The following is a 22882-nucleotide window of genomic DNA, read 5'->3' on the forward strand; positions in this document are numbered from 1 at the left end:
AATGCAAAAGCACGCGATGCGCGCAACGAGTTCGTAATTGCAACTTGACACCCCAGATAGTCGCTCTCCCCCACTCACGTGGGGGCGAGGAACCCAAACCCTGCCACGTCCCGCCATCCTCTTCCCATCAGATGCGGTTGGACTTATCTTGCCAATTGGCAAATACATGCTATATGTCTGCCAACAGCGAGGCACAAAATGCAGCTTCAGTCCATCGTCACCACGCCGGCCACGGTCGGAGCCGCTATCTCGGATGAAGAAGCTGGCGCGCTGGCGCGCACCACGGTCAATCTGTTCAAGGCCTGGAATCTCACCGACCTGGAGGCCTGCATCCTGCTCGGCGGCATGTCGGCGCGGACCTGGGCGCGTTGGAAGACTGGGGCGAAGGAAGGCGGCGTCGGCAGGATCGACCGCGACCTGCGCACCCGCTTGGCGCATCTGATGGGCATCCATAAGGGCCTGCGCTATCTGTTCACGGAGCCGGCGCGCGGCTATGCCTGGATACGCAAGCCCAATGCCACCTTCGGCGGCCAGTCGGCGCTGGACCTGATGCTGCGCGGCGAAATCTCCGATCTCTCGGCGATGCGCGAATGGCTCGATGCGGAGCGTAGTGCATGGTGAGTGGGCTTGCGGTCCGGCGCGGCGTCCATTGGCACCAGACCTTCCGCATCATCCGCTCCATCCATCCGCCCATCGACCTCTTCGAGGACATTGCCGACCCCCGCGACTGGGAGGCGCTTGCCGCCGTCGAGGCGAAGACAAACCCGCGCATAAGGTTGGAGATCGGCGATCTCGGCAAGGTGTCGGCCGCAAGGCGGGTTTCCGGCCCCGGCGCCAGCTTCGTGATGGCGCCCTTCGTGCACTGCTCGACGCTGCGGCCGGGACGCTTTTCGGATGGCAGCTACGGCATCTACTATGCCGGCGACAGCGAGGACGTCGCGCTGGCCGAGACCATCCACCACCACCAGAAATTCATGCGTGCCACCAACGAGGGGCCGGGCTGGACGGCGGATTTCCGCGTGCTGATCGGCAGCGTCGACCGCGACCTCGATGACGTCAACGCCGTGCCCGGCGTGCTCGACCCGGACGACTATTCCGCCTCGCAGGCGGAAGGGCGGGCGCTGCGGGCCGAAGGCAGCGACGGACTGGTATGGAACAGCGTGCGCATGCCGGGCGGCGGCTGCATCGGCATCTTCTGGCCCGATGTCATTACCATTCCAGTCCAGGGCCGCCACTACAGCTACCACTGGGACGGCGCCCGCGTGGATTTCGTGCGCCAGCACGATACGGGAAAGGTGCTGGCCGTCACATCGTAGCGGCGGACAGGCTTTACAGATGGCGGGGAAGTCGATATCCAGGTATCCATAAATCCAAGGATTCAGATATATGGATAAGAAGCACACTTTGAACGCGCTGGCCGCGCTTGGCCAGGAGACGCGGCTGGATGTCTTCCGCCTGCTCTTGCGTGCCGGCCCGGAAGGCATTCCGGCGGGCGGGATCGCAACGAGGCTTGACACGATCCAGAACACCATGTCGGCGCATCTGAAGGTGCTCGCCCATGCCGGGCTGATCCGTCCCGAACGCGACGGAAGGACCGTGCGCTATGTCGCCGATATGACCGGCTTGCGCGACCTGCTGGCCTATCTGATGGAAGATTGCTGCAATGGCGCGCCGGAGCTCTGCCGTCCCGTCATCAATGCCGTGACCTGTGACTGCTGAGGGGCTTGTGACTGTCCGCCGCGCGCCGTTCGAACAAGGAAAGCCATCATGACCGATCATGCTTTGAACGCAGCTGTGGCGGTGCGGCCCGGCATCGGCTTCGTCGAGAAATATCTGACGGTGTGGGTTGTACTGTGCATCGTCACGGGCATCGCGCTTGGCCATCTGCTGCCGGGCGTGTTCGGAGCCATCGCGTCGGCCGAGATCGCCAGGGTCAACATTCCTGTCGCCGTGCTGATCTGGCTGATGATCGTGCCGATGCTCTTGCGCGTCGATTTCGCCTCGCTGGCCAGGGTCGGCACCTATTGGCGCGGCATCGGCGTGACGCTGTTCATCAACTGGGCGGTGAAGCCGTTCTCGATGGCGCTGCTGGGCTGGCTCTTCATGGGCTGGCTGTTCCGGCCATGGCTGCCCGCCGTGCAGATCGATTCCTACATTGCCGGGCTGATCATCCTTGCCGCGGCGCCCTGCACGGCGATGGTTTTCGTCTGGTCGAACCTGACGCGCGGCGAGCCGAATTTCACGCTTTCGGAAGTGGCGCTCAACGACGCGATCATGATCGTCGCTTTCGCCCCCATCGTCGGCCTGCTGCTCGGCCTGTCGGCGATCACAGTGCCATGGGGCACGCTGATGCTGTCGGTCGCACTCTACATCGTCGCGCCGGTGATCGTCGCGCAGCTAGTTCGTGGCCGGCTGCTGGCAGCGAGGGGACAGGTCGGGCTCGATGCCCTGCTTGCCACGCTGCAGCCCTTGTCGCTGATTGCCTTGCTGGCGACGCTGGTACTGCTGTTCGGCTTCCAGGGCGAGCAGATCATTGCGCAGCCGCTGGTGATCGTGCTGCTGGCAGTGCCGATCCTGATCCAGGTCTATTTCAACTCCGGTCTTGCCTATCTGCTCAACCGCCTCAGCGGCGAGCGGCACTGCGTGGCTGGACCATCGGCGCTGATCGGCGCGTCGAACTTCTTCGAGCTGGCGGTGGCCGCCGCGATCGCGCTGTTCGGGCTGAATTCGGGCGCGGCCCTTGCCACCGTGGTCGGGGTGCTCATCGAGGTTCCGGTCATGCTGTCGGTGGTGTGGATCGTGAACCACAGCAAGGGCTGGTACGAACAAGGAACATCCGTTCGCAACACCATGTCCGGCGAAAGGGCCGCGAAATGACTATGACTATCTATCACAATCCCGATTGCGGCACGTCGCGCAACACGCTGGCCATCATCCGGCAGTCGGGCGAGGAGCCGGAGGTGATCGAATATCTGAAGACGCCGCCGTCGCGACAAAGGCTGGTCGAACTGATCGCCGCGATGGGCATCACACCGCGAGACCTGCTGCGCGAAAAGGGCACCCCCTATGCCGAACTCGGCCTTGCCGACCCGAAATGGTCCGACGAGCAGATCCTCGATTTCTTGCTGGCACATCCGATCCTGATCAACCGGCCGATCGTGGTCAGCCCGCTCGGCGTCGTCCTTGCACGGCCGTCGGAAAAGGTGCTGGACGTCCTGCCCAACCCGGAGATCGGTGCGTTCACCAAGGAGGATGGCGAGGTGGTCACAGGCGCCTCGGGCAAACGCGCCGGCTGATGTTATTTCCATATTTTTCGAAATTAAGTTGACGGCGCGAAAAGTGCCGCGTAGTTTATTTCCATGAAACTCGAAAAAGCAGCTGCCCAGCTTGAAGCACTCGGCAATCCGACGCGGCTTCAGCTCTATCGCATCCTGGTGCGCGCCGGTGACGACGGGCTTGCCGTCGGCAGCGTCCAGGGCAAGCTCGACATTCCGTCCTCGACGCTGTCGCATCACCTCAAACGGCTGGTCGACACCGGGCTTGTCACGCAGGAGCGGCAAGCGACGACGCTGATCTGCCGCGCCAACTATCCCGGCATGAATGCGCTGATCGGCTATCTCGCCGACGAGTGCTGCGCTGACGCCGTCTGCGCGCCCGCCGTCGGCAAAGCGCTGGCTTGATTTTTTTGCACTTATAATTCGAACATACCGGAAGGATCGAACCTATGGACATGATGGCAAACCTTCCCGTCGCGGTCATCGGCGCCGGCCCGGTCGGGCTGGCAGCCGCGGCGCATCTGGTCGAGCGCGGCATTCGTCCGTTGATCCTGGAGCGCGGCGAAAGCGTGGGTGCGGCGCTGCTCGATTGGGGCCATGTGCGGGTGTTTTCGCCATGGAAATACAACATCGATACGGCGGCGCGGGCGCTGCTCGACCGCTCCGGCTGGACGGCGCCGGACAGCCAGGGCCTGCCGACCGGCGGCGAGATCGTGCGCGATTATCTGACGCCGCTTGGCCGGCTTCCCGCGATGGCCGCCAATTTGAAGCTCGGCGCCGAGGTCACCGCGATCACCCGTCAGGGACACGACAAGGTCGCCAATGATGGTCGCAAGGACGCGCCCTTCGTCATCCGCTATCGCGATGCCGGCGGCGAACACCGCGTTCTCGCGCGCGCCGTCATCGACGCGTCCGGAACATGGTGGCAGCCAAATCCGATCGGCGTCGACGGGCTGCCGGTTTCCGGCGAAGGCGAGGCGTCGGCACGCATCGCCTATGGCATTCCCGACGTGCTCGGCAAGGCGAGAGAAGACTATGCGGGCAAGCGCATCCTGGTCATCGGCGGCGGGCACTCGGCCATCAACGTCGCGCTGGCGCTGATGGAGCTGCAGGATGCGGCGCCTGGCACCGAAATCTTCTGGGCGCTGCGCCACGCCAGCATCGAGAGATTGCTCGGCGGCGGGCTGAACGACCAGTTGCCGGAACGCGGCGCGCTTGGGCTGGCTGCCAGGCAGGCGATGGCGGATGGCAGGCTGAACATGCTGGCGCCCTTCGCCGTCAACGGCATCAAGACGCAGGGCGAGGGGCTTGTTGTCGACGCCGGCCTGGGTGGCAAGCCGTTCAGCCTGGCCATCGACCGCATCGTCGTCACCACCGGCTTCAGGCCAGACCTGTCGTTCCTGAGCGAAATCCGCATCGCGCTCGATCCCGCCGTCGAGGCGCCGCGGGCACTGGCGCCGCTGATCGATCCAAACTTCCACTCATGCGGCACGGTTCCCGCGCATGGCATTGCAGAGCTCGCCCATCCCGAACCGGGCTTCACCATCGTCGGTTCGAAATCCTACGGCCGTGCCCCGACCTTCCTGATGGCGACCGGCTACGAGCAGGTCCGCTCGGTGGTGGCCGATATTGCCGGAGACCATGCCGCGGCCCGCGAGGTCCGGCTGGTGCTGCCGGAGACCGGCGTGTGCAGCGCCGTCGGTGTCGTGACGGTAGCGGCAAGCGCCGGCTGCTGTGGCGGGCCCGCGCCGGCCGCTGTCGATGCCTGCTGCGTCAGGGATGCGGACGCCAAGGCAACCGGCGCATCGGGCTGCGGCTGCGCCACCGCGCCGGCCACCGAGACGCGAGAGAATATAGCGGCCGGCGCCGATGCCTGAACGATCCGTCCTGCGCAAGGCGATCTGGGCGCTTGGGCTGACCCAGATCATCGGCTACGGCACGCTCTATTACAGCTTCTCGATCCTGGCGCCGGCAATGGCTGGGGAGTTCGGGCTCACGGAAGGCTGGGTGTTCGGCGCGCTGTCGGCCTCGCTGTTTGCCGGCAGCCTGTTCGCGCCGACTGCCGGGCGGTGGGCCGACCGTTTCGGCGCCGGCCGCATCATGACCGTCGGCTCGGTGGCGGCAGCCGTGGCGCTGGCGCTGTGCGCCGTCGCGCCCGACCGCGTGAGCTTCGTTGTGGCCTTGCTGGCGATGGAACTGGCCTCCAGCTTCGTTCTCTACAGCGCCGCCTTCGTTGCGATCGTGCAGATCGGGGTTCCCCGACCGCAGCGCAGCATCACCCATCTGACGCTTATCGCCGGGTTCGCCTCGACCCTGTTCTGGCCGCTGACTTCGGCGCTGCATGCGCATCTGACATGGCGCGAGGTCTATCTTTTGTTCGCCGCTCTCAATTTCGGCCTATGCCTGCCGATCCACGCGTGGCTGATGCGCCTGTCGCGCCGCCATGCAACAGTCATGCCGCAAGAGCGCGGGTCCGCCCCCGATGAAGCGGGCACGCGGCTCGATGCGCGGCGCGGCCGGACCGCGTTCCTGCTCATGCTGGCGGGGTTCGCCACCGAGGGCTTCGTGCTGTCGGCGATCCTCATCCACATGGTGCCGCTGACGGCGGCGCTGGGGCTCGGAACCGCAGGCCTCTTCGTCTCGACCCTGTTCGGGCCGGCGCAGGTCGCCAGCCGGTTGATCAACATGCTGTTTGGCGGGCGGCTTCAGCAAACGCACCTCGCCGTCATCGCCGCATTGCTGCTCACAGCCGGGCTGTGTGCGCTGTTGCTGACCACGCCATGGCTGCCCGGCGCCTTCGTATTCGTGTTGCTGTTCGGCCTCGGTTCCGGCCTCACCAGCATCGTTGGCGGCACCTTGCCGCTCGAACTCTTCGGCCGCGAGGGCTATGGTGCGCGGCTCGGATGGGCGAGCGCTGCCCGTCAGTTTACCTCGGCCTTCGCGCCGTTCGCGCTCGCCTTCATGATGGCGCGGACATCCGTCGCCAATTCGCTGTGGGTGCTGGTCGTCGTCGCCGCGAGCGGCGTGATCGCCTTCCTCGCCATCGTGCTGCTCAGACGGCGGGGCGGCCTGCCAGCGTTCGTGACCCATCTCGCGTGACTTGGCACCTGGCGCCGATCATGATGGTCTGCAAAAGGGTCCGGAACGCTGAGAGTGGGGATCGACCGCAATCCCTTTTGCATCTACCGCAGTGTACTGCCGACGGAAACCTGGCTCTTAAGGAGCGCCGGGAAGACCGGCTCAACATCCAATGCGTCGCGGGGTTCCCGCTACCCGCGGTCACAGTGAACCAAGTGGAATCTTATGCAGAATGATTTTGTATTCAAGACCGGGTCAGCAAAACGAACGTTGGGATGGTTGGTCTGTCTGGGTGCCGCGGGCGCATTGGCAGCCATGATCTATGGTATTTTCACGCATCCCGAAGCGCAGACCCCGGCCGAGCTTTGGTCCGGAGTGGTCATCGGTGTTTTCCTTGTCGGTCTCATGGTGGCCGGGATTGCTGTCCAATAGGCACGTTGGAGCATCGAAGGCGAAAACATCATCTACCGTCGTCTCTTCAGAAACAAAACGATCCCACTCTCCGAGTTGGCAGGCTTTGGACAAGTCATTGTCGTTGTCGTCGTCATTCCTTTCGTCCATGTGGATCTTTACGATCGCGAACTGAAGCTCATCGCGCGGCTTCCGGTAAGTCTCAAGGATTGGCCTGAAGCGGAAGCACGGCTTGCAGCGCGTTTGCGCTATGTCGTCAATGACGGAAGCCCCGCATTGCCCAAACGGAGGTTCGTCGATACACCGAAAAAGAAGCATGTCTTATAAGGCGTGACATCAATGCCTGAGAATCTTGCTCAGGAAAGCGCGGCTGCGGTCGGTCTTGGGGTGTGAAAAGAACTCGTCCGGCGTGCCGCTTTCGACGATGGCGCCGGCGTCCATGAACACCACGCGCTGGGCGACCTTGCGGGCAAAGCCCATCTCGTGCGTCACCACCATCATGGTCATGCCTTCCTCGGCGACCGCCACCATGACGTCGAGCACTTCGGAAATCATCTCGGGATCGAGCGCCGAGGTCGGCTCGTCGAACAGCATGATCTTGGGCCGCATGCCGAGGCAACGCGCGATCGCCACGCGCTGCTGCTGGCCGCCGGAGAGCTGTGCGGGATAGGCATTGACCTTGTCGGCGAGGCCAACCTTGGCCAACAATTCACGGCCTGCTTTTTCAGCCTCGGCACGCGGGATCTTGCGGACATGGATGGGGGCTAGCGTGACGTTCTCGAGTGCCGTCTTATGCGGGTAGAGGTTGAACGACTGGAAGACGAAGCCGATCTCGGTGCGCAGCTGCGTCATGTTGGTGGCGGGGTCGCCCAGGCGTTGGCCGTCGACGACGAGGTCGCCGTTCTTGATCGCCTCCAGGCCGTTGACGCAGCGGATCAGAGTGCTTTTGCCCGAGCCGCTCGGGCCGCAGACGACGACCACTTCGCGCGGCTCGACGCTGAGCGTGATGTCCTTGAGCACGTTGAGCGAGCCGAACCATTTGTTGACGCCGCGAAAGTCGATCATACCGGTCTTGGCAAGGCCCGTTGTGGTCATGTTTTCTGGACCTTTGGGGTTGGAAGTCACAACTGCACCTCGCCATGTGCCGCGCCCATGCGCTGCTCCAGCCGACGGGCCAGCATGATCAGCGGATAGCATACGATGAAATAGCCGACGCCGACGAGGAAGAAGACCAAGAGGCCGTTGGGCACACGCTGCACCACCAGCCAGCCGACGCGGGTGAGGTCGGTGAGACCGATGGCGGAGACGACCGAAGAATCCTTGATCAGCAGCACATATTGCCCGACCAGCGGCGGCAGCACGATGCGCATCGCCTGCGGCAGCACCACCTGGCGCATGCGCTGCCAGCGCGACAGGCCGGACGCCAGCGCCGCCTCGACCTGGCCGGTCGGCACCGAGCGGATGCCGGCGACGACGATCTCGCAGATGAAGCAGGCGGCCAGATTGGTCAGCGCGATGATGCCGGCGGTGAAGGCGTCAAGCTCGATGCCGAACTCCGGCAGGATGAAGAAGATCAGGAAGATCTGCACGAGGAACGGCGTGCCGCGGATCAGGTCGACCCAGGCCCCGATCAAGCCCGAGATCAGCTGGTTGCCGCCGGTGCGCAGGATGCCGAGGCCGAAGCCGAGCAAGGTGCCGAGCACAAGGCTGATCAGCGACAGCATCACGGTCATGCCGAGGCCGCGCAGGGCCAGCGGATAGGAGCCGGCGAGGCTTTGCAGTTGTTGCCAGATCATGTCCGCGCCCCCGCCGTGCCGAGCCAGCGGCTGGAGACGCCAGCCAGTCCCTTCAGTCCGTAATAGAGCAGCAGATAGAAGGCGGCGATGGTGAGGAAACCTTCGGCCGGCATGAAGCGGTCGGAGGCGAGCAACTGGCCGGCGCGCGTCAGTTCGGCAACCGAGATCAGCGACAGAAGGGCGGAATCCTTGACCAGCACGATGGCTTGGCCAAGCAGAGGCGGGATCGTCACCTTGAAGGCTTGCGGCAGGACGACAAGGCGCATGCGCTGGACATAGGTCATGCCCGAGGCGACGCTGGCCTCGACCTGGCCGCGCGGGATCGACAAGATACCGGCGCGAATGATTTCAGCGATATAGGCACCGCTGTTCAACGACAGCGCGAGGATGCCGACGACGAGTTCCGGCAGGACGAAGCCGAGCCGGGGCAGGCCGAAATAGAGAAAATAGAGCTGCGCCAGCAAGGGCGTGGCGCGCACCGCATCGATATAGGCCTTGGCCGGCACACGAAACAGCCAGCCGCGCTGCAGATTCATGGCGCACAGCACGATGCCGACGATGAGCGCCCCTACAAAGGACAGCGCCGACAGCCAGACGGTCGTGATCAGGCCCTGTCCGAACAGCGGCAGGTATTCGACGATGGTGCGGAAACTGAAATTTTCGAGCATCGTTGGGTGCAATCCCCAGAGTGCAGGAAACGACGGATGAAGCGAAATTCCAGGCGGTTCGCGGCGCTTGAGACGCGCGCGAAACCGCCTGGGTTTTATCGCTGCTTAGTGGTCTTTCTTCCAGGCGTCGGAATTGACCCAGTAGTCGAGGTTCTTCTGCAGGCGACCGTCGATGGTGACCTGGTTGAGGAACAGGTTCATCCAGACCAGCAGGTCCGGCTCGTCATAGCGGGTGGCGAAGGCAAGCGGCTCCTTCGACAGAAGGTCCGGCATGATGGTGAAGCTGCCGGCCGGATAGGCGGTCGACTGGCCCTTGACCGCCGAGACGTCGTTGACGCCGCAATCGGCCTGGCCGTTGTTGACGGCGTCGAGCAGCAGCGGACCGCCGCCCTTGTAGCTCTTGATGTCGGCGTCGGGGAAGGCTTTCTTGGCTTCCTTCTCGCCGGTGGCGCCGAGCAGCACGGCGATCTTGGTGCCCTTGGCCTTGCAGTCTTCGGTGGTCTTGAACTTGCTGTCGGCCTTGGTGAAGACGGTGCTGCCGGTGTACATGTAAGGCGTGGTGAAGGCGACCTTCATGCCGCGCGCCAGCGTCGGTGTCATGTCAGCGACCAGAAGGTCGGCCTTGCCTGACAGCAGCGCCGGGATCAGACCATCCCAGTCGAAATCGAGGAAGGTGATTTTCACACCCATTTCCTTGGCCATCAGTTCGGCCAGTTCAACCGAACTGCCGGTGCGTTCGCCATTGGCGCCAACCAGCGAGAAAGGGGGTCCCTGGGTCTGCACGGCGACACGCAGTTCGCCGCGCTTGGTGATGTCGTCCAGTGTTCCGGCTGAGGCAGCAGTGGTAAGGCCGGCGAGCGCAAGTCCGGCGATGAAAAGCTTGGCAATCTTCATTTGGTAGTCCTCCTTGTTTTATTGTTCCATGTCTTCGTTGTTTTTCACCCTTTGGGGTGCTTTTTGAGCGGCAGCGCCGTTGCCGGCGGCAGCCACCGTTCGAAAATCCTCAGTCCCAGGCCACCGTCTCGGTGACCTTGATGCCGCGTCTGGCAAGCTCGTCGAAGAAGGGTTCGTCGGGCACGTCCAGCAGCGGGTTGAGCAGGCCGGGTTTGGTGATCTCGCCACGCGCCAGCATCTGCGCCACGATGCTGGCGGGATAGCCGACGCCGAGGCTCATGCCGAACAGGCCCGAAGCCAGGTCCCGCTCGATGATCAGGTCCGACGTCACCGTCTTGGCGCGGCCGCCTTCGAGGCCGGAAAAGACATTGCGCATCACGCACAGGTCCTTCTCGCCGGGACCATATTGCAGTTGCGGGCCGAGCAGCCGGCCGAGGAATTCGCGCGGGCTGTTGGAGGTGCCGGGCACCTTGTCCTCAGAGAGGAAACCGAGCTCCTTTAGCGGCGCCCAGAAGGCCGACCATCCCGGCCAGCGCAGCGTGTAGCGGCCGGAACGGCGCAGACCCTTGGCTGCCTCCAGCATCTCGACATAATGCAGCGCATCGCCATTTGGGAACGCTTCCAGCCTGCCCAGGCCCGCGACCTCGATCTCATGGATGAAAGGGTTTTCGTGCTGCTGGCCGGCCGGCACCGCGACGCGCTTTCCGCCCTCGATCATGACGCTGTCGCGGTTCTGGCTGACCAGGACCATGTCGAAATTCCAGCTCACCTTGTAGCACAGCGGCTTGGCCATCGCCTTCGGCTCGGGGATGCCGCCGCAATAGGAATCGATCGCGGTGATCGAAGAGAACTGCCTGGCGGCGCGCGCGTAGAGTACGAGGTCGATGCCGGGGTCGAGCCCGCATTCGGTCATGATCGAGACGCCGGCTTGTTCGGCGGCCGGCGCCAGATCGGCGATCGACTTGGCGTAGTTGGTGGTGACCAGCGGCGTGCGCGTGGCGATCGCGGCCTGCACCGCCTCGCGCATCAATGGCTGCGGCAACAGGTCGATGACGGCGTCGACATCATCAAGCACATTGGCCAGCGCCGGGCCGATCGCGCCTTCAGGCACGACGAAGCGCACACGGGCAAGATCGGTCAGGCCGGCAAGCCGGGCCGGGCCATCCGCTGCGGTGTCGACGCAGACGATTTCCTCGACGCCGTCGCTGGCAACAAGGTCGGCGATTGCCGCCCGGCCTTGCAGGCCGAGGCCGCCGAGTACCGCGATCTTCATGCCGGCTCCTTGCGGTCGTCCGACCAGCAGCCTTCCGGCAGGCTGACCCATTTGTTGCAGGACGCCATGACGACGAAGGTTTCGCTGCGCACGACTTCGCCGGGCTCGCCGGCACCCGGGATCAGTTCGCTAGTGACGCGGTAGAGGTCGGCGACGTCACCCGCCACGGTTACGTCGACGATGATGTCGAAGCGCCCGGTGACGACCGAGGCCGAGTTGACGAAGGGCAGTTCGGCAATGCGCTGCGCCAGTTCGCGGGCCCGGCCGCGCCCTTGGGCATTGATGCCGACAATGGCCGAGATCAGCTCGGGACGCTCGGTCAGATTCAGCAGGCCGACGATCTTGAGCAGGTTGCGGTCGAGCAGGTTGCGCAACCGCGTGCGCACCGTCGGCACCGAAATCGCCAATATCTCCGCGATGCGGTTGATGCCCGGCTGTGCATCCTGCGACAGCTGTTTGACCAGCCGCCGATCGGTCAGATCGAGATGTTCTCGCAAAGTCCCCGTCTTTCACAAAAGGAAAAAACTTTGGCGATTTTTTTGCCAATGTGCAAACAAGCTACGTCACGGATATTGGAAAAGCAAGGCAATGATTCAGCGCTACTGGTGATAGGTGGTCGCTGTCAGGGCTCAGACCAGCGCTGCCGCCAACAGTTTTGCCTGTGGCGTCAGCTCTTCGAAGCGGCGGGCGCAGAGGTTGAGCTGGCGCGTCGCCCAGTCGTCGGTCAGCCGCAGTGTGCGCACGGAACGACCCGCCGCACTTTCCGGCACGATGGCGATGCCGGCGCCTTGCGCGACCAGCCGGCAGACATTGTCGAGGCCAGGCACGCGGATGCGGACATGCAGATGGCCGCCAAGGCGGGCCGCCTGGCGCGTGATGTGCTCCTGCAGCGCATGGCCGGTGCTGAGGCCGACGAAAGATTCGCCGAGAACCTCAGTGAGGTTGACGGTGCGGCCTTCAAGGCCGGGCCGGTTCCGCGCGGCGATCACCACCAGCCGGTCGGTGAAGAACGGTTTCTGTTCGAGATGCGACAGGCCGGCCCAGGTTGCGGCGATGCCGAGATCGGCCGCACCATTGGCCACGGCTTGCGCGATCTCATGGCTGGGGCGCTCGTCGAGATCGATGTCGATCTGGGGATGGGCGACAAGGAAAGCCGGCAGGATGTCGCGCAGCAACTCGGCTGTAGCGGCGGTGTTGGCCAGCAGCCGGACGCGGGCGCGCAGGCCGGTGGCATAGGCGGCCAGATCGCCGGTCATGGCCTCGATCTGGTTCTGCACGGCGCGCGCATGATGCAGCAGCGCCTGTCCCGCCGGCGTTGGCACCACACCACGGCGGCGGCGCTCCAGGAGCGGCGCGCCGAGCCGCTCCTCCATGCCCTTGATGCGGGCGCTGGCCGACGCCAGGGCCAGGCCGGCAAGCTCGGCGCCATGGGTGATGCTGCCGCGTTCGGCCACCAGCAGGAACAGGCGGAGATCGACCAGATCGAAGCGCATTCTTTTGCTCCTGCGAATATTCAGCGCCCGGGAAGGCGATCGGCCCTCCAGCCTTCGTCCTGGCCGAAGGTTGGCAGCACAACTTCCACATTGTGATCGGCCGGGATCTTCGTCAAACAGTTTCGAAGGAGAATTGTGATGAACAAACGGACGTCAGGCCGGCTCGGCATTCTCGAAAGCACGGCGATCGTGCTGGCCATTGCCGTGGCTGGCCTTGCCATGGCGCCAGCGGGATCAGGCCTGCGGGGATGCGCGGCGACGGTCGTATCCACCAGCCGCGATGCGGCGCCGGCAAAGGCCGCCAGCCTGGATGCCGACGCAACCGATATGCTGCTGCATGACTGATCCCGCCTTGAAGATACGACCATGCTGAGCGCCGGCGTCCTCGCCTGGATCGGCGCCGTGTTCCTCGCCGCCGGCTTCGTCAAGGGCGTCGTCGGCATGGGGCTGCCGACCGTTGCGATGGGCCTGCTGGCGGTGACGATGCCGCCTGCGCAGGCCGCGGCGCTGCTGCTGATCCCGTCGTTGGTCACCAATCTCTGGCAATTGCTGACCGGCCCGTCCTTCGGCGGCCTGTGTAAGCGGCTATGGACGATGATGGCCGGCGTGATGCTCGGCACCGTTGCCGGTGCCGGGCTGCTGACCGGCACGCATACGGGCGCGGCTTCGGCCGGGCTGGGCGCCGCACTGGTGCTCTATGCGATCCTCGGCCTCGCCAAGGCCGGCTTCACCACGCCGGTGCGCCACGAAGCCTTGATGTCACCGCTGGTCGGGGTGGCGACCGGGCTGGTCACCGGCGCCACCGGCGTCTTCGTCATCCCGGCAGTGCCCTATCTGCAATCGCTGCGGCTGGAGAAAGAAGACCTGATCCAGGCGCTCGGCCTATCCTTCACCGTGTCGACGGCGGCGCTCGCCATCGGGCTGTTCAGGACCGGTGCCCTGGCGTCGCCGAGCGCGCAACTGGCGGGATCGGTCGCAGCCCTTGCGCCGGCGCTGGCCGGCATGTTCGCCGGCCAGGCATTGCGCCGGAGGATGAGCATCGAGACCTTCCGGAAAGTCTTCTTCGTCGGATTGCTGGCGCTGGGTGTCTATCTTGTGGAGGACGGTATTCTGTAGCTTGCGGCAGGCGTTCAGAATGCAGCTCTCGCCTTGGCGATCGCGGCGAAAGGCAGGACCAGGGACAGCGGCGCGTCATCCAGACGGATCGCACCGTAACCTTCATACCAGTGGGCAGCCTGGTCACCTTTGGCATCGATTAGCAAGGCAACGCCGCCGAGCTCCTCCGCGACTGCCATACAGCGCTTCCCGGCGGCGAGCAGCAAACCGCCGCCAAGGCCGCGGCCTTGTATCGTACGGTCTACGGCGAGCCGACCCAGACGGTAGACCGGCACGTCATAGCGGCCAAGGCCGCGTTTGGCGACTGCCGGGGTCCTGGCAAAGTCGATCGAAGCCGGGCTGAGAGAGTAGAAGCCGAGGATGCGCAAAGGATCTTGCGCCGTCACGGCGACGAAAGTTTTTGCGCCACCGCTTTGATGACTTTGACGCGCAAAGCGCTGCAAATAGATGTTGAGGTCCGCGTCGCCACAGTCGAAGGCGGCACGGTTATGTTGTCTCCCGATCGGCACTTCTTGCCATGTGACGGAGTTCACGCGAGAGTCTGGCCGGCTTTGGCGGCGCGGATAAGGCGGTTGGTCGGGGAGGGCGGGTTTTCAAGCAGGTCGAGGACGCGCAGACTGTCCCGTTCTGACAGCGCAAGATGTTCGGCGCGTTCGATCGCAGCCTGGGCGTCACGCAGTGCGGAGCGCGTAACGAACTCGGTCAGGCCGACATTCGACAAGGCGGCCGCACGTGCGATCACGGCTTTCGCTTCGGGCAGAATCCGGAAATCGATTCGACCGTTATCACCGACGTTGCGAGGCATGGCTATCTCCTTTGTCTGCTATTATATGGTACGGATTGAATCCGTACAATATAAATCCTGTCGCTTTAGCCTCACGGGCATGTGAGGAGCGCGCTGGGCCAAATCTGTTACCGCACCACCAGCACCGCAATCTCCGTGTAGGACAGCACTTCCGCCGTCTGGCTGCCGAGAAGCAGCTTGCCCAGTCCGCGACGGCCGTGCGAGGCGATGACGATCAGGTCGCAGCGCAGGGCCTGCGACAGTTCCAGGATGGCTTCGGCGGGCCGCTTGTCCTCGACATGGACCACCTCCGCGGCCACGCCAACGGCGTCCGCCGACGCCTTGCATTTGGCGAGCACTTCCTTGGCATAGCGGCCTGCCTCTTCCTTGTAGGCGACGAGCTCATCGCCGGCGGCATAGCCGGCCATGGCGCCGCCCCAGGCGAAGATCGGGAATGGTTCCGAGACGGTAACGAAGGTGACGGAGGCGCCGAGGTCCTTGGCCAATGTCAGGCCGTGGGCAACGCCCTTGTCGGCCAGTTCCGATCCGTCCGTGGCGATGAGCAGATGTTTGTACATGATGATCTCGACTTGTTGTGCAAGGGCCCGTGCCCTTGTGGTGGCGGGAGCCTTGTAGAGGCTGGCCTTGATATAGTTGCGGCACCAGGATGATCACAGGGCCGGCCCGCCGCGGATCAAGGCCAGGCGACCACGCAGTTTTGTACCAAGCGGATTCCCCTTTGCCGCATCGTCGCTTAAGGTGCCGGACCACATCGAAAGGCATCTCATGAGCAGCGTGTATCCCCAAATCCATCTGGTCCGGCATGGCGAGACGGCATGGAGCCTTTCGGGGCAGCATACCGGCCGCACCGACATGCCGTTGACCCCGGTTGGCGAGGCCGCCGCGCGGGGCGTCGCGGATAGGCTCAAGGGCCTGTCCTTTTCGGCCGTATGGTCGAGCCCGTCGCAGCGCGCCTACAACACCAGCGTATTGGCCGGCTTCGGCGCGCAGAGCGTCAAGAAAGACGATCTGCAGGAGTGGGACTATGGCGCCTATGAGGGGCTGACGACAAAACAGATCCTGGCCGAGCGCCCCGGCTGGAATGTGTTTCGCGATGGTTGTCCAAAGGGCGAGATGGCGGCCGATGTGGGCGCGCGGGCCGACAGGATCATTGACGGGTTACGCAAGGCCAATGCCGACATGTTGGTGTTTTCCAGCGCGCATTTTTTGCGCGTGCTGGCGGCGCGCTGGATCGGGCTGCCGCCCGAAGGCGGCGCGCTGCTCGTGCTCGAAACAGCCAGCATCAGCGTGCTCGGCTACGAGCATGATTTGAGCGAGCCGGTCATCCGGAAATGGAACCAGAAATAGGGCGGCTTTGGCCAGCGGCGCCGCTTCCGCCCTATCTGTCGAATTTCTTGATCGCTTCGGCGGTCACCGGCGTAAAGAAATTCAACAGATTGCCATCGGGGTCGCGAAACAGCAGCGAGCGATTGCCCCAGGGCATTGTGGTTGGCTTCTGCACAGTAACATTCCTGACGAGGTCCGAGAGCCTGGCGAATTCAGCATCGACGTCGCCGACGCGGAACTCAAGGATGACGGTGCGGTTGTCGGCGGGGCGGGCGATGTCGCCGCCGAACAGCTTCAAGGTGCGCGTGCTGCCAATCGCCAGCGTGCAGGCCGGTGTCGCCAGTTCCGCGAAGTCTTCCGTGTAGACCGTCACGGGCATGCCCGTGATCTCGCCGTAGAAGCGCACGAGGCGCTGAACGTCCGAAGTGATGATGCGGATAGAGACGAAATTCATTGCTTTGGCTCCTGATCGTTGAAGCCGTGGCGGGCTCCCATCCGACCTATAGGGCAGGCCTCCTGACAGCTTTCCGTCAGGAAGGATTGCTGTGCGCCTGCACCAGCGCAGGCGGGGCTCACCCCGCCAGCAGCTCCAGTTCCTCCGGCGTCAAATGCCGTGCCGTACCCTTGGCGAGGTCGCCGAGCGGCAGGCGGCCGATAGCGATGCGGATGAGGCGCAGAACCTCGACGCCGTGCGCGGCGAGCAGGCGACGGATGTGGCGGTTACGGCCTTCGTCGAGTACGATCTCCAGCCAGGCGGTGCGGCCGCCGCTGCGCAAAAATTCGATCGAACTGGCGCTCAGGGTCTCGCCATCAACGGTCACGCCGGCGCGGAATTTGTCCAGCATCGCTGCGTCCGGCACCATGCCGATCTGCACGTGATAGGTCTTGGGCAAATGCGAGGCCGGATCCATCAGCCGGTTGGCAAACCGGGTGTCGTTGGTCATCAACAGCAGGCCTTCGCTCGCCTTGTCGAGGCGACCGACCGGGGAGACGAAGGGCAGGTCGAGCCCTTCCAGGCAGGCATAGACGGTGTCGCGTTGTTGCGGGTCGTCGCGGGTGGTGACCAGCCCGCGCGGCTTGTTGAGGACGAGATAGACCTTGCGCTCGGCAACCACCGGCCTGTCGTCGACAACGATGCGGTCGCGGTCGAGGTCGACGCGCAGGGCTGCATCGCGCACGACCTTGCCGCCGACACGCACGCGGCCTTCGGCGATCAGCACCTCGGCCTGCGTGCGAGAGCACAGGCCGAGCTTCGACAGCGCCCGGTTCAGGCTGACGCCGGGCGCCGCCTGCCTGCCGCTTTGTCGTGTCTGCCGTGGTGTCATGCTGCCGTCTGTGCTGGTGGAGCCGACAAATGCCACGGGCTGCAATGGCTTCGCAAGACGCGCTGCTGCAATCGTGCGCAAAGCAAGGGGGCAGTGGCGGCATCCGCGGTTCTTGGACCGGCGATATTGTCGCCGCCGCATCCGCGATAAACTTGCTTCGCATGAGTGAGTCTCCCGACATCTCGCCGATCACCAAGACAGTCGTCATCGGTGCCGAGCCGGCCAAGGTTGGGCGGATACTGACGACGCCAGAAATGATCCCGCAATGGATGTCCGACGAGGAGTTGACCGTCAGCCTGCAAGGGCATGCCGGCGGCGCGATCGTGATGCGCGGACTGCTGCACGGAATGCCGTTCGAGAACCATGGCACCATCCGCGCTTTTGAGCCGGAAAAGAGCTTCGCGTACGGCTACTGGAGCACGCTGTCGGCCTCGCGGCTGGCGGACGTGCCCGAAAACCACACCGTGGTCAGCTTCGATCTGGCGCCGATGGATGGGGGGACGAAGCTGACGCTGACGCTCAGCGACTTCGCCGAACCGGCGATCCGTCCGCACGCCAATCTCTACTGGGGTCCGACCTTGCAAATCCTGAAGGCGGTCTGCGAGCGCGCTTGAAGGAGGGCGGGCGTCATCCCCGCGGACGGGTCGTCCGGCCCTTACTCTTTGGGGTGTCGGGCGAGAGCCAGCGCGCGGATGCGGTCGGCGACGGCGCTGTCGACCGGGTTGTAGACGGTCAGGCTCAAATCCGGCCGGCCGTCGACCGCGAAGCCCGAATATTCCAGCTCGATATCGCCGAGTTCCGGGTGTTTCAGGCGCTTTGTCCCGTCGCCGTGGCTGAGCACGTCGTTTTCCCGCCACAGCGCGTCGAATTCCGGGCTGGCGCTGCAGAGCTCGTCGACGAGTTCGCGCACCTCGGAGACAGCGCCGGCGCGTGCCGCATCGGCACGGAACGAAGCGACCACGAAACGGGCGAGGTTTTTCCAATCGTGCTGCTTGGCGCGGATGACGGGGCGCAGGAACATGAAACGCAGGATGTTGCGCTCGCCTTCGGGCAGGGCGCTGTAGTCGGTCAGCACGACCCGCGCGGCGCGGTTCCAGGCAACGACGTCCCAGGTGGCGGTCCTGACTATGGCGGGGCTGGCATCGAGTGTGTCGATGAGGCGCTGCAGCCGGGGGCTGACGCCCTCGTCGCCTCTGTAGCGGACCACGGGCGGGCGCCCCAGCCCGAGCATGAAAAGATGTTCGCGTTCCGCCTCGGTCAGCAGCAGCCCCTTGGCGATGCGATTGAGGACATCGGCCGAGGGTGCGCCGCCGCGGCCCTGCTCCAGCCATGTGTACCAGGTCGGGCTTATGTTGGCGCGCTGGGCGACCTCTTCCCGGCGCAGTCCCGGCGTGCGTCGGCGGCCCGAAAAGCCGAAGGAAGCCGGATCGAGCCGCGTGCGCCGGTCTTTGAGGAACGCTGCCAGCGAGCCGGCGGAATTGGAGGGCATCCTGTTAGTCATTATACCATGATAAGATCACTACTTTAATAGAATAATAGACCAGCAATATTACGCAGGCAACTAGTGCAGGAGATTTTGCATGCGTATCTTTCTCACCGGCGCGACGGGTTTCATCGGTTCGGCGCTGGTTCCCGAACTCATCCAGGCGGGCCACCAGGTGGTCGGCGTGACCCGCTCCGACGCCGGCGCCGAGGCGCTGGCCGCCGCGGGCGCCGAAGTGCTCCGGGGGACGCTCGAGGATCCCGAGGGGCTGCGCGACGGCGCGGCCAAGGCGGAGGCTGTGATCCACACAGCGTTCGACCACGATTTTTCGCGGTTTGCCGAAAATTGCGAAAAGGACAAGCGCGTCATCGCCGCACTCGGCGCCGCCCTGGCCGGCTCCGACCGGCCGCTGGTGATCACCTCCGGCGTCGGCATGGGCAGCCCCGGGCATGGCGAACTGGCGATCGAGGACGTCTTCAATCCCGGCCATCCCAATCCGCGCATCGCCTCGGAGCTGGCCGGCAATGCCTTGCTGGACGCCGGCATCAATGTGTCGGTGGTGCGGCTGCCGCAGGTCCACAATCCGGTCAAGCAAGGGCTTATCTCGCCGCTCATCGAAATCGCGCGTGAAAAAGGCGTCTCGGCCTATGTCGGCGAAGGCCGCAACCGCTTCTCCGCGGGCCATCTCCTCGACGTCGCGCGGCTTTACCGGCTGGCCGTGGAAAAGCGGCAACCGGGCGCGCGCTATCACGCGGTCGGCGAGGAAGGCGTCGAGGTGCGGGCCATCGCCGAGGCGCTTGGCCGGGGCCTGAAATTGCCGGTCGTTTCCATCGCGCCGGAAAGAGCGGCGGAGCATTTCGGCTGGATGGCGATGTTCGCGCCGATGGATCTGCCGGCCTCCAGCGCGCTGACCCAGCTACGGCTTGGCTGGCATCCGACCGGCCCGACGCTGATCGCCGATCTCGACGCCATGCGATACGCTGCTTGATCGACTGAAGCATCGGCGCTGAAGCTGACGATACAGGGGCCGGTAATCTTCAGTCAGATTGCCGGCCCTTCTGTACGAGGCGGTCAGCCCTCATCCAGGAGTAACTGCGTAACGCAGATGGACAAGTCCATGCGCCAGCGCTTCGCAGCTCTTCAGGGACAACTGCATCTTGCCCGGCAGGCCACTCTCGCCGAACTCGACGAACGCCTGGTTCGCGGCCCGTCCATCGATCGCGGGTGCGACGAGAAGGCTCAGTTCATCGACGAGCCCGGCCGCAAGGAACGAGCCGTTGATGCCGGCACCGCCCTCGAGCAGCAGCCGGCGGATGCCGAGTTCGCGTCCGAGCACCTCGACCATCGCGGCGAGATCCATATCCGCCGTTTCCGCGACGATATAGGACACGCCGTCGGATGCGAGCTCGGCCAGATGGCTGTCGGCAACGTCACGCCCAAGCAGCACCACGACATGGTCGCCGCCGATGTCGGGTTTGGAAAAATGAAGCTTGCCCGAGGCATCGAGCGCCACGGCATAACTGCCCGCATCCCTTTGCGCGAAATGATAGGGCCGGTCGACCTTGCCGGTATTGGCCGGCGGATGCGCGCCGGCCTTGCTCATCTCGGCCATGGTGACGCGGCCGACGATCCAGGCGTCAGCCGCGAGATCATTGTGGATATGCTCGTAGAGGCTCGACCACTCCGCCCGGGTCCCGTCCGGACTTGTCGTGTAGCGGCTTGGATGAAGGCTGCCGTCGAGTGATGCGAGCATATGGCAGATGATTTGCGGCTTCATCGGGTCACGCCGCTTCAAGCGCCATCACTTTTTCAGCGGCCTTTGCGAGAAACCCGGATCGGGTATAGCCATGAGCTTCGGCAAAGGCATCGATCCTTTGGAGAATGTCGTCCGGAAGCGTCACGTTGATACGCACTGTTTTCCTGGTCTGGGTCTGGGCCGAGACCAGGATTGCAACACCGTCGCGATTATCGGCGTCCGCCATCACAGCCTCCAAACTGGAGGGTTCAGGAACAGCCCCGCCATCCTCGACCAACCCTTCGATGTGGAGGGCGAGGGCCTCTTCAGCCATGGACCGGGCGTCATCCAGATCCTTGCCGGCGGTAATCACGCCTGGGAAATCAGGGAAAGACACACCGAAGTCGCTGTCGGCATCCTTATGGATAAGTCCGATATACTGCTTCATGGCCGTCACCTCAGTTTCAGTCCAGATTGTTTTTCGATGCTGCGCAGGGTGCCTATTGGAATATCGCGCTTGGGATGAGGGACGGTGACCCGCCCTAGCCTGTCGCGGTGTTTGAATTGCGCATGACTGCCCCTTCGGGCAACTTCAACCCACCCATCAGCTTCCAACAGGCGGATAATGTCGGCGCTTTTCATGTGTATTTATACACATTTAATGATGGCCTTTCAACAAGGAATATGAAGTCAGTCAACGCCAAATAGGCCGCAGGAGGCGAAGCGCCGTGTCTACTGTGCTGGGAAGCATGCCGCACGATCCAAAAATCCGACAATTCCGATAATTTGCCGGACGGCGCTGTTATATCGAGGTTGCACAAATGGTTGGCGCTGGGTTAGCATCCCTGTGCAGGCGTCGGTGGGAGGCTCTTTTTACAGCGGCGGCCAGCTGGAGCGGCATGCGTTTTCGGGCGCAGGGAGGATGCTCCACACTTTGAACCGACGCATGATCCTTCCTGAAACCGATCCGGTTTTCGGGCGTGCGTCCTTGTGGAGGAGGATCCCATGAACAGACGTGAATTCCTGCTGTCGTCCGCGGCTTTCGGCGCCATGATGGTTGCCGCGCCCTCGGTGTTTGCGCAGGACAAGCTCACCATCCTTGGCTCGGTGCCCAGTCTCGGCTTTCCGTTCTTCGTGCACATGCTGAACGAGATCAAGGCGGAAGCCGCCACGCAAGGCGTCAATCTGACCGAAAGCGACGGCCAGAACTCGGCCACCAAGCAGACCGCCGACATCGAGGCCGCCCTGGTGCAGAAGGTCAACGCCATCGTCATCTCGCCGCTCGACGTCAACGCACTGGCGCCGGCCATCGAGGAAGCGGTCAAGGCCGGTGTTCCCGTAGTGACGATCGACCGCCGCGTCGACGGCGTCGAGGGCATCCTCGCGCATGTCGGCGCCGACAATGTGAAGGGCGGCGAGGCGGAAGCCAACGCCGTGGTGGCGGCGTTCCCGAACGGCGCCAAGCTGTTCCATCTGCAGGGCCAACCCGGTGCCGGCCCGGCGATCGACCGCAACAAGGGCGTGCACAATGTGCTCGATCCCTTGAAGGACAAGTATCAGATCGTCTTCGAGCAGACCGCCAACTTCGCCCGCGCCGAGGCGCTGTCGGTGACTGAGGCCGGCCTTGCCGCCAACGGCAAGCCCGACGCCATCGTCTGCGCCAATGACGACATGGCGCTCGGCGCCATGGAGGCCTGCGCCGCTCGCAACTTCACCGACGTCAAGATCTACGGCTTCGATGCACTGCCGGAAGCGCTGGTCGCGGTGCGCGACGGCAAGCTTGCGGGCACCGTCGAGCAGTTTCCCGGCGAGCAGTCGCGCACCGCGGTGCGCATCGCGGTGGCCTTTGCCAAGGACAAGACCGAGCCGCAGGAGAAGCTGGTGCTTTTGACGCCGATCGTCATCGGCAAGGACAATCTCGACAAGGCGGAGAGGATTGGCGAGACGAAGTAGGGCGATTTGGCGGGGATCGGCCGATTGGCAAAGCCGGTGGGACAGCACCCCCCTCTGTCCTGCCGGACATCTCCCCCGCAAGCGGGGAGATTGGCTGTCCGTCCTGCTTTCGCCAATCTCCACACCGCAGGAAAAGCGCTACCAGCAAAGCTGCCGATCTCCCCCCTGTTTGGACCGGAGACATCGCGAACAGGTGTGCGAGGACATCGCGAACAGTTTTGTCACTTATCGTCTGCAGAGGTTGAGGTCGA

31 protein-coding genes are annotated in these 22882 nt (G+C 64.1%); 14 read left to right on the forward strand and 17 right to left on the reverse strand.

The genetic code is table 11. The annotated features are described in order from the left end of the window. The first annotated feature begins 198 nt into the window (after positions 1-198). The 8 genes from NKJ11_RS32450 to arsK all read left to right on the forward strand — a co-directional run bounded on the left by NKJ11_RS32450 (position 199) and on the right by arsK (position 6374). Entirely contained in the window at positions 199-621 is a 423-nt protein-coding gene (locus NKJ11_RS32450; protein ID WP_352443136.1) for an antitoxin Xre/MbcA/ParS toxin-binding domain-containing protein, read from the forward strand. After that, positions 615-1316, forward strand: coding sequence for an RES family NAD+ phosphorylase (locus NKJ11_RS32455; protein WP_352795095.1), 702 nt, complete (start codon positions 615-617; stop codon positions 1314-1316). Before NKJ11_RS32450 ends, NKJ11_RS32455 begins: the two co-directional genes overlap by 7 nt. 70 nt (positions 1317-1386) lie before the next feature. Next, the gene (locus NKJ11_RS32460; protein WP_352443134.1) at positions 1387-1719 is read left to right on the forward strand and encodes an ArsR/SmtB family transcription factor; all 333 of its coding nucleotides are present in this window, start codon (positions 1387-1389) and stop codon (positions 1717-1719) included. A gap of 48 nt (positions 1720-1767) precedes the next feature. Continuing rightward, positions 1768-2877, forward strand: a complete 1110-nt coding sequence (gene arsB / locus NKJ11_RS32465) for an ACR3 family arsenite efflux transporter (RefSeq protein WP_502905827.1) — start codon at positions 1768-1770, stop codon at positions 2875-2877. Continuing rightward, positions 2874-3296: an arsenate reductase (glutaredoxin) gene (gene arsC, locus NKJ11_RS32470; protein ID WP_352795096.1), complete on the forward strand. Its 423-nt coding sequence runs from the start codon at positions 2874-2876 to the stop codon at positions 3294-3296. The genes arsB and arsC overlap by 4 nt, the downstream gene beginning before the upstream one ends. A gap of 63 nt (positions 3297-3359) precedes the next feature. After that, entirely contained in the window at positions 3360-3680 is a 321-nt protein-coding gene (locus NKJ11_RS32475) for an ArsR/SmtB family transcription factor (RefSeq protein WP_127294920.1), read from the forward strand. Between the two features lie 50 nt (positions 3681-3730). After that, the gene (locus NKJ11_RS32480) at positions 3731-5152 is read left to right on the forward strand and encodes an NAD(P)-binding domain-containing protein (RefSeq protein WP_502905828.1); all 1422 of its coding nucleotides are present in this window, start codon (positions 3731-3733) and stop codon (positions 5150-5152) included. Continuing rightward, positions 5145-6374, forward strand: coding sequence for an arsenite efflux MFS transporter ArsK (gene arsK, locus NKJ11_RS32485; RefSeq protein WP_352795098.1), 1230 nt, complete (start codon positions 5145-5147; stop codon positions 6372-6374). Before NKJ11_RS32480 ends, arsK begins: the two co-directional genes overlap by 8 nt. A 234-nt stretch (positions 6375-6608) precedes the next feature. Here arsK and NKJ11_RS32490 read toward each other — a convergent pair whose 3' ends face one another. The 8 genes from NKJ11_RS32490 to NKJ11_RS32525 all read right to left on the reverse strand — a co-directional run bounded on the left by NKJ11_RS32490 (position 6609) and on the right by NKJ11_RS32525 (position 12888). Further along, positions 6609-6914 (reverse strand): hypothetical protein, encoded by a 306-nt coding sequence (locus NKJ11_RS32490; protein WP_352795099.1) that lies wholly within the window; start codon positions 6912-6914, stop codon positions 6609-6611. A 186-nt stretch (positions 6915-7100) separates the two neighbouring features. Next, complete coding sequence (locus NKJ11_RS32495; RefSeq protein WP_023813258.1) at positions 7101-7859, reverse strand: amino acid ABC transporter ATP-binding protein; 759 nt, start codon at positions 7857-7859, stop codon at positions 7101-7103. Between the two features lie 26 nt (positions 7860-7885). Then, complete coding sequence (locus NKJ11_RS32500; RefSeq protein ID WP_023813259.1) at positions 7886-8560, reverse strand: amino acid ABC transporter permease; 675 nt, start codon at positions 8558-8560, stop codon at positions 7886-7888. Then, complete coding sequence (locus NKJ11_RS32505; protein WP_023813260.1) at positions 8557-9228, reverse strand: amino acid ABC transporter permease; 672 nt, start codon at positions 9226-9228, stop codon at positions 8557-8559. Before NKJ11_RS32505 ends, NKJ11_RS32500 begins: the two co-directional genes overlap by 4 nt. A gap of 105 nt (positions 9229-9333) precedes the next feature. Continuing rightward, positions 9334-10122 carry an ABC transporter substrate-binding protein gene (locus NKJ11_RS32510; RefSeq protein WP_023813261.1) on the reverse strand — a complete coding sequence of 263 codons (789 nt, stop codon included), beginning with the start codon at positions 10120-10122 and terminating at the stop codon, positions 9334-9336. 109 nt (positions 10123-10231) lie between these two features. Continuing rightward, positions 10232-11395, reverse strand: a complete 1164-nt coding sequence (locus tag NKJ11_RS32515) for a saccharopine dehydrogenase family protein (RefSeq protein WP_352610828.1) — start codon at positions 11393-11395, stop codon at positions 10232-10234. After that, positions 11392-11892, reverse strand: coding sequence for an Lrp/AsnC family transcriptional regulator (locus NKJ11_RS32520; RefSeq protein ID WP_023813263.1), 501 nt, complete (start codon positions 11890-11892; stop codon positions 11392-11394). The genes NKJ11_RS32515 and NKJ11_RS32520 overlap by 4 nt, the downstream gene beginning before the upstream one ends. Before the next feature lie 132 nt (positions 11893-12024). Continuing rightward, the gene (locus NKJ11_RS32525) at positions 12025-12888 is read right to left on the reverse strand and encodes a LysR substrate-binding domain-containing protein (protein ID WP_352551420.1); all 864 of its coding nucleotides are present in this window, start codon (positions 12886-12888) and stop codon (positions 12025-12027) included. Positions 12889-13026: 138 nt separating this feature from the next. On the opposite strand from NKJ11_RS32525, the gene NKJ11_RS32530 reads away from it, so the two are divergent. Both NKJ11_RS32530 and NKJ11_RS32535 read left to right on the forward strand, forming a co-directional pair. Continuing rightward, the gene (locus NKJ11_RS32530; protein WP_023813266.1) at positions 13027-13233 is read left to right on the forward strand and encodes a hypothetical protein; all 207 of its coding nucleotides are present in this window, start codon (positions 13027-13029) and stop codon (positions 13231-13233) included. Between the two features lie 21 nt (positions 13234-13254). Continuing rightward, positions 13255-14004, forward strand: a complete 750-nt coding sequence (locus NKJ11_RS32535) for a sulfite exporter TauE/SafE family protein (RefSeq protein WP_023813267.1) — start codon at positions 13255-13257, stop codon at positions 14002-14004. A gap of 14 nt (positions 14005-14018) precedes the next feature. Here NKJ11_RS32535 and NKJ11_RS32540 read toward each other — a convergent pair whose 3' ends face one another. From NKJ11_RS32540 to NKJ11_RS32550, 3 genes are all read right to left on the reverse strand, one after another. Continuing rightward, entirely contained in the window at positions 14019-14537 is a 519-nt protein-coding gene (locus NKJ11_RS32540; protein WP_352610827.1) for a GNAT family N-acetyltransferase, read from the reverse strand. After that, positions 14534-14809, reverse strand: coding sequence for a type II toxin-antitoxin system TacA family antitoxin (locus tag NKJ11_RS32545; RefSeq protein ID WP_352610826.1), 276 nt, complete (start codon positions 14807-14809; stop codon positions 14534-14536). The genes NKJ11_RS32540 and NKJ11_RS32545 overlap by 4 nt, the downstream gene beginning before the upstream one ends. Positions 14810-14916: 107 nt before the next feature. Next, complete coding sequence (locus NKJ11_RS32550; protein WP_352795100.1) at positions 14917-15366, reverse strand: universal stress protein; 450 nt, start codon at positions 15364-15366, stop codon at positions 14917-14919. Between the two features lie 208 nt (positions 15367-15574). Here NKJ11_RS32550 and NKJ11_RS32555 point away from each other — a divergent pair, with 208 nt between their 5' ends. Then, on the forward strand, positions 15575-16156 hold the full coding sequence (locus tag NKJ11_RS32555; RefSeq protein WP_352443120.1) for a histidine phosphatase family protein: 582 nt from the start codon (positions 15575-15577) through the stop codon (positions 16154-16156). Positions 16157-16187: 31 nt separating this feature from the next. Here NKJ11_RS32555 and NKJ11_RS32560 read toward each other — a convergent pair whose 3' ends face one another. Both NKJ11_RS32560 and NKJ11_RS32565 read right to left on the reverse strand, forming a co-directional pair. Next, on the reverse strand, positions 16188-16589 hold the full coding sequence (locus tag NKJ11_RS32560; protein ID WP_352443119.1) for a VOC family protein: 402 nt from the start codon (positions 16587-16589) through the stop codon (positions 16188-16190). Positions 16590-16707: 118 nt separating this feature from the next. Beyond that, a complete protein-coding gene (locus NKJ11_RS32565) occupies positions 16708-17460 on the reverse strand; it encodes a pseudouridine synthase (RefSeq protein WP_352443118.1) in 753 nt (250 codons plus the stop codon). Positions 17461-17621: 161 nt separating this feature from the next. Between NKJ11_RS32565 and NKJ11_RS32570 the strand changes: the two genes are divergently transcribed. Beyond that, positions 17622-18074: an SRPBCC family protein gene (locus NKJ11_RS32570; protein ID WP_352443117.1), complete on the forward strand. Its 453-nt coding sequence runs from the start codon at positions 17622-17624 to the stop codon at positions 18072-18074. 41 nt (positions 18075-18115) lie between these two features. On the opposite strand, the gene NKJ11_RS32575 is transcribed toward NKJ11_RS32570, so the two are convergent. Beyond that, a complete protein-coding gene (locus tag NKJ11_RS32575; protein ID WP_352443116.1) occupies positions 18116-18949 on the reverse strand; it encodes a helix-turn-helix transcriptional regulator in 834 nt (277 codons plus the stop codon). Positions 18950-19040: 91 nt separating this feature from the next. Between NKJ11_RS32575 and NKJ11_RS32580 the strand changes: the two genes are divergently transcribed. Further along, entirely contained in the window at positions 19041-19931 is an 891-nt protein-coding gene (locus NKJ11_RS32580) for an SDR family oxidoreductase (protein ID WP_352443115.1), read from the forward strand. Positions 19932-20021: 90 nt separating this feature from the next. On the opposite strand, the gene NKJ11_RS32585 is transcribed toward NKJ11_RS32580, so the two are convergent. The 3 genes from NKJ11_RS32585 to NKJ11_RS32595 are packed head-to-tail and all read right to left on the reverse strand — an operon-like array spanning position 20022 to position 21320. After that, the gene (locus tag NKJ11_RS32585; RefSeq protein ID WP_352443114.1) at positions 20022-20720 is read right to left on the reverse strand and encodes a RibD family protein; all 699 of its coding nucleotides are present in this window, start codon (positions 20718-20720) and stop codon (positions 20022-20024) included. Between the two features lie 4 nt (positions 20721-20724). Beyond that, entirely contained in the window at positions 20725-21126 is a 402-nt protein-coding gene (locus NKJ11_RS32590) for a type II toxin-antitoxin system HicB family antitoxin (RefSeq protein ID WP_128305606.1), read from the reverse strand. Between the two features lie 5 nt (positions 21127-21131). Beyond that, positions 21132-21320 (reverse strand): type II toxin-antitoxin system HicA family toxin, encoded by a 189-nt coding sequence (locus NKJ11_RS32595; RefSeq protein ID WP_127326556.1) that lies wholly within the window; start codon positions 21318-21320, stop codon positions 21132-21134. Between the two features lie 363 nt (positions 21321-21683). Between NKJ11_RS32595 and NKJ11_RS32600 the strand changes: the two genes are divergently transcribed. Continuing rightward, positions 21684-22631 (forward strand): substrate-binding domain-containing protein, encoded by a 948-nt coding sequence (locus tag NKJ11_RS32600; protein WP_128305608.1) that lies wholly within the window; start codon positions 21684-21686, stop codon positions 22629-22631. The last annotated feature ends 251 nt before the right edge of the window (positions 22632-22882 follow it).

The organism is Mesorhizobium sp. M0243 (assembly GCF_040321775.1).
In the GTDB taxonomy this organism is placed as follows: domain Bacteria; phylum Pseudomonadota; class Alphaproteobacteria; order Rhizobiales; family Rhizobiaceae; genus Mesorhizobium.